The sequence below is a fragment of the Curtobacterium guangdongense genome (assembly GCF_049341845.1).
GTDB classification, from domain to species: domain Bacteria; phylum Actinomycetota; class Actinomycetes; order Actinomycetales; family Microbacteriaceae; genus Curtobacterium; species Curtobacterium guangdongense.
In genome coordinates this window covers 60,400-74,863 of record NZ_JBMPIT010000008.1, presented here as the reverse complement: position 1 = coordinate 74,863, position 14,464 = coordinate 60,400, and the positions used below count along the sequence as shown (strand labels likewise).

The following is a 14,464-nucleotide window of genomic DNA, read 5'->3' as shown; positions in this document are numbered from 1 at the left end:
CCTCCCTCTGCTGCGGTGCCGGTCACCGCTGCCTGGTCGATTCTAAGCACGCCCACCGACGGACCGCAGCCCCTGTGGAGAACGCGCACCGAGCCTCCAGGCTGGACCCGGCGACGACGGCCGCTCAGGCCCGCGTCGCGAGGCGGGCCAGCAGGATCGTCTCGGCCGCGATCGCACGGTGCAGCACGCCGAGGTGCTGGGACTCGTTCGGGCTGTGCGCTCGCGTGTCGGGGTCCTCGACGCCCGTCACCAGGATCTGCGCCTCGGGGAACTCGGCGGCCAGGTCGGACACGAACGGGATCGATCCCCCGATGCCCTGTTCCACGGGCTCTGCGCCCCAACCCTCGGCCATGGCGGTGCGTGCCTCACGGACGGCCCATCCGCTGGTGTCCACGAGGAAGCCGTCCCCGGCGTCGGGCTCACTGATCTCCACGCGGGCACCAAACGGCGTGTGCGCGTGGATGTGGCGTTCGACGGCGGCGTAGGCGTCCCGTGCGGACTGCCCGGGCGCGACACGCACCGAGACCCGCGCCGAGACCGTCGGCAGCAGCGTGTTCGACGCGTTCGCGACGCTCGGGACGTCCATGCCGGTCACGGTGATCGAGGGCTGGAACCACATGCGCGACAGGACGTCGCCGGTGCCGACCGGCTTCGCACCCTGGACCAGGGCGGCATCGGCGGCGAGTTCGTCCTCGCTGCGGGCCGGCACCGGCGCGTCGTACGAGGTCAGCCCCTCGACCGCCACCGAGCCCGCGTCGTCGTGCAGCGACGCGAGCAGCCGGACCATCGGCAGCATCGCGTCCGGCGCCGCTCCCCCGAACATGCCGCTGTGGCTCGCGTGCTCGAGCGTCGTCAGGGTCAGCTTGAACGTGACGTTGCCGCGGAGGGAGACCGTGATCGCGGGGACCTCGGTCGACCAGTTGTCGCTGTCGGCCACCACGATGACGTCGGCGGCGAGGTGCTCCTTCTGCTCGCGGAGGAACGTGCGGAACGAGCGGGAGCCGAACTCCTCCTCGCCCTCCACGAAGAGGACGATGCCGAGGTCCAGGTCGTCGCCGAACCGCGCGTGCAGGGCACGGAGTGCGGCGACGTGGGTCATCACGCCCGCCTTGTCATCCGAGGCACCCCGGCCGTACAGGCGGTCCCCGCGGAGCGTCGGCTCGAACGGCGGGGTCTCCCACAGCGCGTCGTCGCCCTGCGGCTGGACGTCGTGGTGCGCGTAGAGCATCACGGTCGGCTTGCCGTTGCGGGCGGGGCGGACGGCGAGGACCGCGGGCTGCCCGAGCTCGACGCCGTCGAGGTCCGTCCCGGTCGCATCCGAGGCACCGGCGGGCGTGTCGCCCTCGACGGCGCTCCTGATGATCCGGACCTCGTCGAACACACCGGTGCTGCGCGCCAGGTCGGCCACGGCCTCCGCGTTCCGCCGCACGTGCGCGGGATCGAACGCCGACCAGGACACCGACGGGATCCGCACCAGGCCGGAGAGGTCGGCGATCGTCGTCGGCAGGTCGCCCTGCACCTGTTCGCGGAGGGCGTCGAGCAGGGCGGGGTCGGTCGCGGGTGCGGACTGTGCGTGGTCGGTCATGCCCGGTAATCTAGAGGACAACCGGTGCCGGGGCGTTCCCCGGCGCACCGCTCACCGACCAGCAGGAATCACCGTGGCGAAGGCAGCACCCAGGACCAACACGACAGTCAACCCCTCGGAAGAGGAACTGCTCGAGCAGGGCAAGGGTCGTCCGACGCCGTCCCGCCGCGAGCGCGAGGCAGCGAACCGCCGCCCGCTCGTCGGCAACACGCCCGTCGACAAGAAGGCAGCGCGCGCCCGGCTCAACAACGAGCGCGAGAAGGCCCGCGTCGGCATGGCGAACGGCGAGGAGCGCTACCTGCCCGCGAAGGACAAGGGCGAGCAGCGCAAGTTCGTGCGCGACTACATCGACGCGCGCTGGAACGTCGGCGAGGTGATGATGCCGATCCTCGTGGTCTTCCTGATCGTCGGGTTCGTCGCGTCCCAGACCGCTGCCGCCTCGTACGCGCTGCTGCTCGTGTGGGCGTTCGTGGCGCTGTTCATCCTCGACTGCCTCGTGCTCTGGGTCGTGCTGCGCAAGAAGCTCACCGCGAAGTTCGGCGTGTTCCAGAAGGGCACGTTCCTCTACATCCTGACGCGGGCGTGGCAACTGCGCTTCCTGCGCCTGCCGAAGCCGCAGGTCAAGCGCGGCCAGTACCCCTCCGCCTGACCCGTTCGTCCCGAAGCGCCGCCGGCCCTTGGCCGGCGGCGCTTCGTCGTTGCGGCGCGTGGGGGCCGCGCCCTGGGCCCCCGGGGCCCCCGGCGCCCCGGGCACGGTGAGATCGCACTCCGTGTCGGTTCCGCCTCTGAGCAGGCGACACGGATTGCGATCTCACCAGGGTGCGTGGCCGGTGACGGGCCGGACGGGAGGCTCGGTGCCGGGCCGCAGCGGGCCTCCCGTCCGGCGAATGCTCACGACACGTCGCGTGACGTCCCGTCCGGCGCGCTCAGCGCGCGGCGCGCGCCTCGCGCTTCAGCCGACGCCGCCGCAACCGGTTGATCCGCGTCGCCCAGGTCGGCCCCTCGTAGAGGAACGCCGTGTAGCCCTGCACGAGCGTCGCCCCGGCGTCGACGCGGGCCTGCACGTCCGCCTCGGAGGTGACGCCCCCGACTGCGATCACGCAGAAGTCGGTGGGAACGGCGGCGCGCACGCGGCGCAGGACGTCGAGCGACCGGGCGGACAGCGGCGCCCCGGAGAGTCCGCCGGCCCCCATCGCCTCGACCTCGGCGACCGGGGTCGCGAGCCCGGAGCGGGAGATCGTCGTGTTGTTCGCGATGACCCCGGCGAGCCCGAGCTCGACCGCGAGCCCGGCGATCGCGTCGATCTGCTCGTCGGTGAGGTCCGGCGCGATCTTCACCAGAACGGGGACCCGCCCGGCGGCGTCGTTCACGGCGGAGAGCAGCGGACGGAGCTGGTCGAGCTCCTGCAGCCCACGGAGACCCGGCGTGTTCGGCGAGCTCACGTTGACCGCGAGGTAGTCCGCGAACGGCGCGAGGAGCCGCGTCGACTCGAGGTAGTCGTCGACCGCGTCCGCGACGTCGACCACGCGGCTCTTGCCGATGTTCACGCCGATGACGGGCCGACCCGGGTTCCGGCGAGCTCGCTCGAGCCGGCGTGCCGCGGCCGCTGCGCCCTGGTTGTTGAAGCCCATGCGGTTGATCAGGGCGCGATCGGCGATGAGTCGGAACAGCCGTGGCTTCTCGTTGCCCGGCTGGGGCTTCGCCGTGATCGTCCCGACCTCGACGTGCCCGAACCCGAGCAGGCCGAGGCCGCCGATCCCCCTGGCGTCCTTGTCGAACCCGGCGGCGAGGCCGAACCGGGACGGGAAGTGGATGCCCATCGTCGTGACGCCGTCGTCCGCCGACGGACGAGAGTACCGCTCGACGAGCCCCCGCACGATCGGGACCTTCGGGAGCACCTTGATGACGCCGAACGCCAGGTGGTGCGCACGCTCGGGGTCCATGTTCGCGAAGACGCCGCGGAAGACGGCCCCGTACCCGGCGCGGACGATGCGTTCCGCGATGCCGCTCACGCGTCGGCCCCGGTCGTCGACTGCGGCTCACCGTGGTGGTCGATGCGAAGCTGCCCGATCGCGGACTCGAAGTCCTCGAGCGAGTCGAACGCCTGGTACACGCTGGCGTACCGGAGGTAGGCGACCTCGTCGAGTTCGCGGAGCGGGTCGAGGATCGCGAGACCGATGTCGTTCGCCTCGATCTGGCTGGCGCCGGAGGACCGCACGATCTCCTCCACCCGCTGCGCGAGCACCGCGAGGTCGGAGTCCGTCACCGGACGCCCCTGGCAGGCCTTCCGCACGCCGGAGATGATCTTCTCCCTGCTGAACGGTTCGAGCACCCCGTTGCGCTTGACGACGTTGAGCGATGCGGTCTCCGTCGTGGAGAAGCGGCGCCCGCAGTTCGGGCACTGGCGACGGCGGCGGATCGAGGTACCGTCGTCGCTCGTGCGGGAGTCGACGACGCGGGAGTCCGGGTGGCGGCAGAAGGGGCAGAACATGTCGTGCCCCAGGCTATCGGTTCGGCACGCCCACTACGGGCGGACGGGCGAACCCGTGCGGGCCGTCACCGCGGCACCGTGGGCGGGAAGCTGCTCCTCCGTCGAGAGCGCCACGATGTGCGGCGCGACCTCGGCCAGCGCGTCGGCCGTGTAGCGGATCACCTGCTGGGGCCGCAGGAACGTCGACGCCGACAGCCCGGAGCCGAACCGGGCCTGGCCGCCGGTGGGCAGCACGTGGTTCGAGCCGGCCAGGTAGTCCCCGAGACTCACGGGCGTGCTCGGGCCGACGAACACCGCGCCCGCCGCGTCGATGTCCGCCAGGACCGCGTCGTCGTCCACGGTCTGGATCTCGAGGTGCTCCGGCCCGTACGCGTTGCTCACGGTCGCCGCGTCCGCGAGCGAGTCCACCAGGACGACGGCGGACTGCGGGCCGTCGAGCGCGGCCTGGAGGCGCGTGGCCGTCCCGAGCACCGCCGTCTGTCCCGGGATGGCGGCTTCCACCGCATCGGCGAACGTCGCCGACGTCGTCACCAGGACGCTGCCGGCCTGCTCGTCGTGCTCGGCCTGGCTGATGAGGTCGGCCGCGACGTACGCGGGGTCGGCGGACTCGTCGGCGATGACCAGGATCTCGGTGGCGCCGGCCTCGGCGTCGATCCCGACCACGCCACGGACCAGGCGCTTGGCTGCGGCGACGTAGTTGTTGCCGGGCCCGGTGACGAGATCGACCGGCTCGAGGCCGATCGACGGCACGCCGTACGCCAGCGCACCGATCGCTCCGGCTCCGCCCATCGCATAGACCTCGTCGATGCCGAGGAGCCCGGCCGCGGCGAGGATCGTCGGGTGCACGGCACCGCCGTGGTCGCGCTGCGGCGGGGACACGAGCGCGATCGAACCGACGCCGGCGACCTGCGCCGGGACGACGTTCATGACGACGCTCGACGGGTACACGGCCTTACCGCCGGGGACGTACAGTCCGACGCGGCGCATCGGCTGCCAGCGCTGGTGGACCTCGGCGCCGTCGGCCAGCGTCGTGACGGACGCGGCGGGGACCTGGGCGGCACTCGCTGCCCGGACGCGGCGGATCGCCTCGTCGAGCGCCGTGCGGAGCTCCGGCGTGAGCCCGGCGACCGCGGCGGCGATGTCGGCGGCAGGTACCCGGACGGCCGCCGGCGCTCCCCCGTCGAACCGCTCGGCCTGCTCCTGCAGCGCCTCGGCTCCACGCTCGCGGACGTCGTCCACGAGCGCCCGGGCCGCGTCCACGGCGTGCCCGACGTCACCGACGGCGCGCGGCATGAGGCGGAGGAGTTCGGCGCGGACGGGCAGTCCGCCACGGAGGTCGATTCGCTGCATCATGAGGCGTCCAGCGTACCGACGTCGGATGCACGTCCGAGCACGGCGTCGATGACGGGCGCGTGCCGCTCGACGTCGTCGCTGCCCCACGAACCGACGAAGTGCAGCGTGGCGATCCGGAACGCGAGCGCGCGGACGAGCAACTGTGACCACTCCGGAATCCCGTCTCCGAGTCGCTCGAGCCCGTCGAGCGGATACCCGTGCCAGCAGCCCGCGTCCACCGCGGCGATCGCGGCACCGAGCCCCGCCGGTCGCCAGTACGGCGGCCAGTCGATGACCGCGGGAGGATGCCCGTCGGCGAACAGCACGTTGCCGAGGAGGTCGCCGTGGACCAGCTGCGACGGTGCCTCGACGGGACGGAACGCCGCGACCAGCCGGTCGAGCGACGGGTCCCGCGGCAGCTCGTCGTCGTCCCACACGGCCCGGTCCGCACGCGACCACGGGTTGTCCTTCACAGCGAGGAAGCCCGGCCGCTCGAGCCCGACGATCGCCCGGTGGAACGCGGTGCCCGCACGGATGACGTCAGCGACCCGGGTCTCGTCGGCCTGTCCGGGGAGCCACTCCCACGCTTCCCAATCACCGTGCCGCCACTCGCCTGTGGTCGTCGGGACGGGTCGAGGGGTCCGGAAGCCGTCGCCGTCCGGCAGCGACGCGAGGACCCCGGCTCGCCAGTCCGTCTCGGTGGGACCGTCGTGCGGACGGAGCACCACGGCTCCGGCACGCCACGTCAGCCCCCGGCCGCCAGCCAGTCGCTGGAGCGTCGCGCCCGTGACCCCGAACGCCCGGAGCGTGTCGGAGTCCGGAACACGACGCACGTCGACTCCCCTACACCAGACAGCGCGGACCGAGCAGGCTCTTCAGCTCGCCGAACAGGTCCGGGGTGAGGTTCACCGGGAACGGCAGCTCGAACGTCCGGGCGACGTCGTCCTTGAGCAGCTTCAGCCGGACCTCGGTGTCGCCGCTGTGCCGACCGAGCACGGCGGCGAGCTCGGTGACGATCTCGGTCGTCGCCTGGCGCTCCGGCACGCTCAGCGTCAGCGGGCCGGAGCCCATGACGTCGCCGAGGTTCGGCTGGAACATGCTCACCGCGTGCAGTGCCTTGCCGTCGTCGCGGACGTTGACACGACCACGCAGCACGACGATCGAGTCGGCCACGAGCGACGGACCGAACTCCTGGTAGGTCTTGCCGAGGAACATCACGCCGATCTCGCCGCCGAAGTCCTCGATCTGGACGATGCCGTACGGGTTGCCGCTCGTCTTCGCGACACGGTGCTGCACGCTCGTCAGCAGGCCGGCCACGGTGACCGTCTCGCCTTCGACCGAGTCGTCCATGCCGATCAGGTCCGCGATGGTGACCGACTGGTGCTTCGCGAGCTCGATCTCCAGCCCGGCGAGCGGGTGGTCGGAGACGTAGAGCCCGAGCATGTCGCGCTCGAACGCCAGCTTGTCGCGCTTCGACCACTCCGGGCGGTCGGGCACCTGCGACACCACGGTCATCGAGGGCTGTTCCTCGGCGACCTCGGCGAAGAGCGAGTCGAAGTCGAACCCGACGTTGCCGTGCACCTCGTCGCGCTTGACCTTCACCGCCGCCTCGACCGCGCCTTCGTGGATCTCCACGAGGGCCCGTCGGGTGTCGCCGAACTCATCGAACGCGCCGGCCTTGATCAGCGACTCGACGGTCCGCTTGTTCGCGGACGAGATCGGGATCTTGCGGAGGAAGTCGTGGAACGAGTCGAACGCGCCCTTCTCGGTGCGGGCCTTCACGATGTCGTCGACGACGTTGAACCCGACGTTCCGGATCGCGCCCATGCCGAAGCGGATGTCGTCGCCGACGGCCGCGAAGAAGCCGATCGACTCGTTGACGTCCGGCGGCATGACCTTGATGCCCATGCGACGGCACTCGTTGAGGTACAGCGCGAGCTTGTCGCGGGCGTCGCCGACACTCGTCAGCAGTGCCGCCATGTACTCGGCCGGGTAGTGGGCCTTGAGGTACGCGGTCCAGAACGACACCACGCCGTACGCCGCGGAGTGCGCCTTGTTGAACGCGTAGTCGGAGAACGGCAGCAGGATGTCCCACAGCGTCTTGATCGCAGCGGCCGAGTAGCCGTTGTCCTGCATCCCCTTCTCGAAGCCCGCGTACTGCTTGTCCAGCTCGGACTTCTTCTTCTTGCCCATCGCGCGACGGAGGATGTCCGCCTGGCCGAGGGAGAACCCCGCGACCTTCTGCGCGATGGCCATGACCTGCTCCTGGTAGATGATCAGGCCGTAGGTCGTGCCGATGATGTCCTTGAGCGGCTCTTCGAGCTCCGGGTGGATCGGCGTGATCGCCTGCTCGCCGTTCTTGCGGAGCGCGTAGTTCGTGTGCGAGTTCGCACCCATGGGGCCCGGACGGTACAGGGCGATGAGCGCGGAGATGTCCTCGAAGTTGTCGGGCTTCATCAGCCGCAGCAGGCCACGCATCGGGCCGCCGTCGAGCTGGAAGACGCCGAGGGTGTCGCCGCGCTGCAGGAGCGCGTACGCCTCGGGGTCCTCGAGCCCCATGGTCTCGAGGTCGAGTTCGATGCCGCGGTTCGCCTTGATGTTGTCGAGGGCGTCACTGATGATCGTGAGGTTCCGGAGGCCCAGGAAGTCCATCTTGATCAGGCCGAGCGACTCCGATGCCGGGTAGTCGAACTGCGTGACGATCTGGCCGTCCTGCTCCCGCTTCATGATCGGGATGATGTCGATCAGCGGGTCGCTCGACATGATGACGCCGGCCGCGTGCACGCCCCACTGGCGCTTCAGCCCCTCGAGCCCGAGAGCGGTGTCGAACACCGTCTTGGCTTCCGGGTCGGTCTCGACCACGGTGCGGACGTCGACGGCTTCCTTGTAGCGCGGGTGGTTCTTGTCGAAGATCCCGGTCAGCGGGATGTCCTTGCCCATCACGGGCGGCGGCATCGCCTTGGTGAGCTTCTCGCCCATCCCGAACGGGAACCCGAGGACGCGCGAGGAGTCCTTGAGCGCCTGCTTCGCCTTGATCGTGCCGTAGGTGACGATCTGCGCGACGCGTTCGGAACCGTACTTCTCGGTGACGTACTTGATCGCCTCACCGCGGCGCCGGTCGTCGAAGTCGACGTCGAAGTCGGGCATCGAGACGCGGTCGGGATTGAGGAAGCGCTCGAAGATCAGCCCGTGCCGGATCGGGTCGAGGTCGGTGATGCGCATCGCGTACGCCACCATCGAGCCGGCACCGGAACCACGCCCGGGGCCGACGCGGATGCCGTGGTCCTTCGACCAGTTGATGAAGTCGGCGACCACGAGGAAGTAGCCGGGGAAGTTCATCTGGTTGATGATCCCGACCTCGTAGTCGGCGCGGGCCTGGACCTCGTCGGAGATGCCGTCCGGGTACCGGTACTGCAGACCCTTCGCCACCTCTTTCTCGAACCAGGAGTGCTCGGTCTCGCCCTCCGGCACCGGGAACTTCGGCATGTAGTTCGCCGAGGTGTCGAACTCGACGTTGCACCGTTCGGCGATCAGCAGGGTGTTGTCGCACGCGTCGAGGTTGTCGCGGAACACGTGCCGCATCTGCTGCGGGGTCTTCAGGTAGAACTCGTCGGCGTCGAACTTGAAGCGGTTCGGGTCGTTGAGGGTCGAGCCGGACTGCACGCAGAGCAGTGCCGCGTGCGACTTGGCGTCGTGGGAGTGCGTGTAGTGCAGGTCGTTCGTGCCGACCAGCGGGATGCCGAGGTCCTTCGCGATCTTGATGACGTCGCTCATCACCCGGCGCTCGATCTCGAGCCCGTGGTCCATCACCTCGGCGAAGTAGTTCTCCTTGCCGAAGATGTCGCGGTAGTCCGCAGCCGCCTTGATCGCTTCGTCGTACTGCCCGAGGCGCAGGCGCGTCTGGATCTCGCCGGACGGGCAACCCGTCGTGGCGATGATGCCCTCGTGGTACTCCTGCAGGAGCTCGATGTCCATGCGCGGCTTGAAGTAGTAGCCCTCGATCGAGGCCTTCGACGACAGCCGGAACAGGTTGTGCATGCCGGTCGTGTTCTCGGCGAACATCGTCATGTGCGTGTACGAACCGGCACCGGAGACGTCGTCCCCGCCGCCGTCGCCCCAGCGCACACGGGTCTTGTCGGTGCGGTGCGTGCGGGGCGTGATGTACGCCTCTGTCCCGATGATGGGTTTGACGCCACCGGCCTTCGCGGCCTTCCAGAACTCGAACGCCCCGAACATGTTGCCGTGGTCGGTCACCGCCACGGCCGGCATGCCCTGCGCCGCGGTCTCGGCGACGAGGTCGTTGAGTCGCGCGGCACCGTCGAGCATCGAGTACTCGCTGTGCACGTGCAGGTGGACGAAGGAGTCGGAATCCGACACGGAACCTCCGGTTGGTGACGCTGCTGCGGGGTGGGAACAGCCTAACCGCGACGGGCGACAACCGCGGCCCCGACGGCACCGATCCCAGCCCGGACGGCGCCGCTCCCGGCGCGGAACTCAGCGGATAAGCGGCAACCAGATGTCGTCGACGATCTCGAGGATCCGCGCGTCGGGCACCCGTTTCAGCGTCATCACGAGGTCGTGCCGCATCAGGTCGGACGGCAGCGACACCAGTCCCTCCGGCCAGTCCCTGGCCGGGATCTCGCCACGGTCCGCCGCGCGCTCGAGGAACACCCTGCCGATGGTCGTCCGGCCGCCCAGCAACCGCGACCGGAGGTCTGCCGGGGACAGTCCGGTGTCGGCGTTGATGTTCGACATGTACAGGCTGATCACGGTGATGAAGTCGGACCGCGCCGCGTTGAAGTCCCGCAGAGCGGCGAGGATGTCCCCACGGAGCGATCCGGTGTCCACGACGGGACGACGCTCGAACAGCCCGGCGTGCTGCAGCGCCGCGAGCACGAGGTCCACCTTCGTCGGCCACCTGCGGTAGAGCACGGGCTTCGAGGTCTCGGCGCGCGCGGCGACGCCCTCGTAGGTCAGCCCGGCGTAGCCCACCTGCTCGAGCTCCTGCCAGGCGGCGTCGAGCAGCGCCGACTCGAGCTCGGCACCGCGGCGCCGTGTCCTTGCAAGATCCACTTGCGTATCTTAACGCGCCGCAGTAGCTTGGCGCCAACAAGAAACGGGAGCGTATCTCCAATGGACAAGAACCTCAGCAGACTGGCCATCGCGCTGGTCGTCGGTGCGATGGCACCGTTGTTCGACTCGACGATCGTGAGCGTGGCGCTGCACACCCTCAGCCGCGACCTGCACACCAGCGTCGACACCATCCAGTGGGTCAGCACCGGCTACCTCCTCGCGATGGGCGTCACGGTGCCCCTCGTCGGGTGGCTGCAGAACCGCGTCGGCGGGCGGCGCCTCTGGATGGCGTCGCTCGTGGTCTTCCTGGTCGGCAGCATCCTGTGCTCCTTCGCGTGGGACGCGCCGAGCCTCATCGTGTTCCGCGTCGTCCAGGGCGTCGGCGCCGGCGCGATGATGCCGCTGCTGACCACGCTCCTGATGCAGGCGGCCGGTGGACGGAACGTCGGCAAGCTCATGGCGGTCGCGTCGCTGCCCACCGCGCTCGGGCCGATCCTCGGCCCGGTCATCGGCGGGCTCATCCTCGGTGCCGGCAGCTGGCCGTGGCTGTTCTGGGTGAACGTGCCGTTCGCGGTCGCCGGACTCGTCCTCGCGTGGCGGTTCATGCCGGCGGACGGACCGGTCGGCACGGCGCGGCTGGACGCCGTGGGCCTCGTGCTGCTCTCCCCCGCCGTCGTCGGCGTCCTCTACGGACTGAGCAACGCCAGCCGGCCGGACGGCTTCGCCCGGTTCGACGTGTGGGCACCCCTCGGCGCCGGCGTCGTCCTGCTCGCCGCGTTCGTCCTCTGGGCCACACGCCGCCGGGGCGCCGCCCTGGTGGACCTCGCCCTGCTCCGACACCGCCCGCTCGCCGCCGCGGCCACGCTGATGTTCCTGATGGGCGCGGCGTTGTACGGCGGGATGCTCCTGCTGCCGCTGTCGTTCCAGGAGCTGCGCGGGACGGACGCGCTCGGCGCGGGGCTGCTGCTCATCCCGCAGGGCGTCGGCTCGCTGCTCAGCCGGTCGCTCGCCGGACGCCTCACGGACCGGATCGGCGCACGGCTGGTCGCGGTCGTCGGGTTCGCCGTGGTCCTCGCGGCGACGATCCCCTTCGCGTTCGCGGACGGCTCCACGAACGAGTGGTGGATCGCACTCGTCCTCGTGGTCCGCGGACTCGGCCTCGGCGCCGTGATGATCCCGATCATGGCCGTCGGCTTCGTCGGGCTCGACCGACCGGAGATGCCGCACGCCAGCACCATCACCCGACTCGCCCAGCAGCTCGGCGGCGCGTTCGGGACTGCCGTGCTCGCCGTCGTGCTCTCGGGCGTCGCAGCCGGGGGCGACGCGGCTGCAGCCTTCCAGCAGGCGTTCTGGTGGGCGATCGGGATCACCGGGGTCGCGACGGTGGTCGCGCTGGTGCTGCCCGGCCGTCAGGCAGCCGGTGGCGAGACGCCGACACCCGCGTCCGCGCCCGCCCGACAGCCCGCACCCAGCACCGTCGAGTGAGCAGCAGTGGCGGCTCGACCGAGTGGCGGGCCGCCACGACTGCGCACTCGACGGGCAGCCCGAACGACCGCCAGACGCGTCAGCGCGATCAGACCGACGCGCTGCGGATCTTCTCGAGTGCGGCCGCCAGGTCGTCGGGGTACGCGGCCTGGAACTCGACCCAGTCGCCGGTCCGCGGGTGCGCGAACCCGAGCCGGACGGCGTCGAGCCACTGCCGCGTCAGCCCGAGCGACTCGGCGAGCACCGGGTCCGCGCCGTACATCGTGTCGCCGACCAGCGGGTGCCTGGTCGCGGCCATGTGCACGCGGATCTGGTGCGTCCGCCCGGTCTCGAGGTGCACCTCGAGCAGGGTCGCCGACCGGAACGCCTCGAGCGTCTCGTAGTGCGTCACGCTCGGCTTGCCGTCGGAGGTGACCGCGAACTTCCAGTCGCTGGAGGGGTGCCGTCCGATGGGCGCGTCGACCGTGCCGGACGTCGGGTCCGGGTGCCCCTGCGCGAGGGCGTGGTACACCTTCTCGACCGTGCGCTCCTTGAACGCACGCTTGAGGTGCGTGTACGCGAGTTCGGTCTTCGCGACGACCATCAGCCCCGAGGTGCCGACGTCGAGGCGGTGCACGATGCCCGCACGCTCGGCGGCGCCGGACGTCGCGATCGTGAACCCGGCGGCGGCGAGGCCACCGGGGACCGTCGGACCGTCCCAGCCTGGAGACGGGTGCGCGGCCACGCCGACGGGCTTGTCCACGACGACGATGTCCTCGTCGTCGTGGACGATCGTCATGCCGGGCACGACCGCGGGGACGATCCGCGGCGCTTCCTTCGGGGTCCATTCGACCTCGAGCCAGGAATCCGCGTGGAGCCGGTCGGACTTGTCGACGACGGCGCCGTCGACGCGCACGCCCCCGGCCGCGACGACGTCCGCCGCGAAGGACCGGCTGAAGCCGAGGAGCTTGGCGATGGCTGCGTCGACACGCTCACCGGCGAGCCCGTCCGGGACGGGCAGGGAACGCGACTCGGTCACGTCGCGTCGTGCCCCAGCGAGTCGGAAGAAGGATGACGGGAGGCTCGGGTCGGCTCCGCCACGTCGGTGGACGCAACCGGAGGAACGACCGCAGCGTCCGTGGCGGCGTCGCCACGGGCCTCCTGGCCGCCCTTCTTGGACGAGACCGTCCTGGTGCCGTCGAGGTTCACCCCGAAGACGACCAACAGCACGAAGATCACCATGCTGATGCAGATGAACGAGTCCGCGATGTTGTAGATCGCCGGCATCATCCACGGCGTCGAGATGAAGTCGACGACGTGCCCCTGCCCGAACCCGGGTTCACGGAAGAGCCGGTCGCTCAGGTTGCCGAGCGCGCCTCCGAGCAGCATGCCGAGCACGATCGCCCACCACATCGAGCGGATGCGCCGCGCGAAGACGATGATCGCGACCACGACGGCCGCGGAGACGATCGAGAACACCCAGGTCATGTTGACCGCGAACGAGAACGCGGCACCGGGGTTCCTGACGTAGAGGAACTGCAGGGCGTTCCCGAGCACGGGGACGACCTGACCGTACGGCAGGTTCGCGACGACGAGGGCCTTCACGACCTGGTCGAACGCCACTACCACGACAGCGGCGAAGGCCAGTGCCGCGATCGCGCGGACACTGACCTTCGCTCGTTGGTCTTGCTGGGACAAATCAGTTGCCGAAGCCCTGCGCCGATGCCGGCGCCGGGGTGAGACCAGACTGCTCGGTGCCCGACGAGGAGTCGAGTTCGCTGAGCTGGCTCTGGATGTAGCTCTTCAGCTGGGCGCGGTAGTCACGCTCGAACGTGCGGAGCTCGTCGATCTTGCCCTCGAGCTGCGTGCGCTCCTGCTCGAGCACCGCGACACGCTGACGGTTGGTGTTCTCGGTGTCGGCGATGATCTGGCGCTGCTTGGCCTCGGCATCGGAGACGAGGCGCGCGGCCTGGGCCTGGCCCTCGGCGATGAGCGCGTCGCGCTTCTCGATGCCTTCGCGGACGTGCTCCTCGTGGAGACGACGCGCGAGCGTCAGGAGGTTCGTGGTGCCCTCGGTGTCCTCGTCCGCGCTGACCGTGGCGGCCGGGGCTGCAGCAGCGGCCACCGGTGCGGGCTCGGGAGCGGCGGCGACGGGGGCCGGCTCCGGCTCGGGCTCGGCCGCGGGGGCGGGCTGCTCGGTCTCGGCCGACTTCGGCGCGGACTCGGCTGCCTGCAGGCGCTGACGGAGCTCGTCGTTCTCCTGGGTCAGGCGACGCAGCTCGACCACGACCTCGTCGAGGAAGTCGTCGACCTCGTCCTGGTCGTAGCCCTCGCGGAACTTGGTCGGCTGGAACCGCTTGTTGACTACGTCTTCCGGCGTCAAAGCCATTGCCGTCACCTCAATAGAACTGCTGAACGTGTGGAACCGAAACGTCTCGCTGCGAATGTACCAGGCGAGACTCCCGGTGCGGATGCCCACCGGAGCGGGCATCGATCCCGACCACCGTACACCGACGCGG

12 protein-coding genes are annotated in these 14,464 nt (G+C 70.3%); 2 read left to right on the top strand and 10 right to left on the bottom strand.

The window, feature by feature from the left end; genetic code table 11:
- Positions 1–124: 124 nt before the first annotated feature.
- The gene (locus tag ACO0E1_RS14075; protein ID WP_422874771.1) at positions 125–1,585 is read right to left on the bottom strand and encodes a dipeptidase; all 1,461 of its coding nucleotides are present in this window, start codon (positions 1,583–1,585) and stop codon (positions 125–127) included.
- 73 nt (positions 1,586–1,658) lie between these two features.
- Between ACO0E1_RS14075 and ACO0E1_RS14070 the strand changes: the two genes are divergently transcribed.
- Complete coding sequence (locus tag ACO0E1_RS14070) at positions 1,659–2,234, top strand: DUF3043 domain-containing protein (RefSeq protein ID WP_422874770.1); 576 nt, start codon at positions 1,659–1,661, stop codon at positions 2,232–2,234.
- Between the two features lie 277 nt (positions 2,235–2,511).
- Here the strand turns inward: ACO0E1_RS14070 and ACO0E1_RS14065 are convergent, their stop codons facing one another.
- The 6 genes from ACO0E1_RS14065 to ACO0E1_RS14040 all read right to left on the bottom strand — a co-directional run bounded on the left by ACO0E1_RS14065 (position 2,512) and on the right by ACO0E1_RS14040 (position 10,481).
- Positions 2,512–3,597, bottom strand: coding sequence for a quinone-dependent dihydroorotate dehydrogenase (locus ACO0E1_RS14065; RefSeq protein ID WP_422874769.1), 1,086 nt, complete (start codon positions 3,595–3,597; stop codon positions 2,512–2,514).
- Positions 3,594–4,076, bottom strand: coding sequence for a transcriptional regulator NrdR (gene nrdR, locus ACO0E1_RS14060; protein ID WP_402728452.1), 483 nt, complete (start codon positions 4,074–4,076; stop codon positions 3,594–3,596). The genes ACO0E1_RS14065 and nrdR overlap by 4 nt, the downstream gene beginning before the upstream one ends.
- A gap of 33 nt (positions 4,077–4,109) precedes the next feature.
- Positions 4,110–5,429, bottom strand: coding sequence for a histidinol dehydrogenase (gene hisD / locus ACO0E1_RS14055; protein WP_422874768.1), 1,320 nt, complete (start codon positions 5,427–5,429; stop codon positions 4,110–4,112).
- Positions 5,426–6,241 carry a hypothetical protein gene (locus ACO0E1_RS14050; RefSeq protein WP_422874767.1) on the bottom strand — a complete coding sequence of 272 codons (816 nt, stop codon included), beginning with the start codon at positions 6,239–6,241 and terminating at the stop codon, positions 5,426–5,428. The genes hisD and ACO0E1_RS14050 overlap by 4 nt, the downstream gene beginning before the upstream one ends.
- A 10-nt stretch (positions 6,242–6,251) precedes the next feature.
- Positions 6,252–9,734 (bottom strand): DNA polymerase III subunit alpha, encoded by a 3,483-nt coding sequence (gene dnaE / locus ACO0E1_RS14045; RefSeq protein WP_422874875.1) that lies wholly within the window; start codon positions 9,732–9,734, stop codon positions 6,252–6,254.
- Between the two features lie 168 nt (positions 9,735–9,902).
- Positions 9,903–10,481 carry a TetR/AcrR family transcriptional regulator gene (locus ACO0E1_RS14040; RefSeq protein WP_422874766.1) on the bottom strand — a complete coding sequence of 193 codons (579 nt, stop codon included), beginning with the start codon at positions 10,479–10,481 and terminating at the stop codon, positions 9,903–9,905.
- A gap of 60 nt (positions 10,482–10,541) precedes the next feature.
- Between ACO0E1_RS14040 and ACO0E1_RS14035 the strand changes: the two genes are divergently transcribed.
- Positions 10,542–11,966 carry an MDR family MFS transporter gene (locus ACO0E1_RS14035; protein WP_422874765.1) on the top strand — a complete coding sequence of 475 codons (1,425 nt, stop codon included), beginning with the start codon at positions 10,542–10,544 and terminating at the stop codon, positions 11,964–11,966.
- 88 nt (positions 11,967–12,054) lie between these two features.
- Here ACO0E1_RS14035 and ACO0E1_RS14030 read toward each other — a convergent pair whose 3' ends face one another.
- Genes ACO0E1_RS14030 through ACO0E1_RS14020 form a run of 3 tightly spaced genes read right to left on the bottom strand, consistent with a single transcriptional unit; the run spans position 12,055 to position 14,334 of the window.
- Positions 12,055–12,984, bottom strand: coding sequence for an RluA family pseudouridine synthase (locus ACO0E1_RS14030; RefSeq protein ID WP_422874764.1), 930 nt, complete (start codon positions 12,982–12,984; stop codon positions 12,055–12,057).
- A complete protein-coding gene (gene lspA / locus ACO0E1_RS14025; RefSeq protein ID WP_422874763.1) occupies positions 12,981–13,643 on the bottom strand; it encodes a signal peptidase II in 663 nt (220 codons plus the stop codon). Before lspA ends, ACO0E1_RS14030 begins: the two co-directional genes overlap by 4 nt.
- Before the next feature lies 1 nt (position 13,644).
- Positions 13,645–14,334 carry a DivIVA domain-containing protein gene (locus tag ACO0E1_RS14020; RefSeq protein ID WP_422874762.1) on the bottom strand — a complete coding sequence of 230 codons (690 nt, stop codon included), beginning with the start codon at positions 14,332–14,334 and terminating at the stop codon, positions 13,645–13,647.
- Between the last annotated feature and the right edge of the window lie 130 nt (positions 14,335–14,464).

Bases quoted from the DNA above. Each gene is read 5' to 3' on its own strand.
- ACO0E1_RS14075 (WP_422874771.1), bottom strand. From the start codon at position 1,585: ATGACCGACCACGCACAGTCCGCACCCGCGACCGACCCCGCCCTGCTC.
- nrdR (WP_402728452.1), bottom strand. From the start codon at position 4,076: ATGTTCTGCCCCTTCTGCCGCCACCCGGACTCCCGCGTCGTCGACTCC.
- hisD (WP_422874768.1), bottom strand. From the start codon at position 5,429: ATGATGCAGCGAATCGACCTCCGTGGCGGACTGCCCGTCCGCGCCGAA.
- dnaE (WP_422874875.1), bottom strand. From the start codon at position 9,734: ATGCTCGACGGTGCCGCGCGACTCAACGACCTCGTCGCCGAGACCGCG.
- ACO0E1_RS14035 (WP_422874765.1), top strand. From the start codon at position 10,542: ATGGACAAGAACCTCAGCAGACTGGCCATCGCGCTGGTCGTCGGTGCG.
- ACO0E1_RS14020 (WP_422874762.1), bottom strand. From the start codon at position 14,334: ATGGCTTTGACGCCGGAAGACGTAGTCAACAAGCGGTTCCAGCCGACC.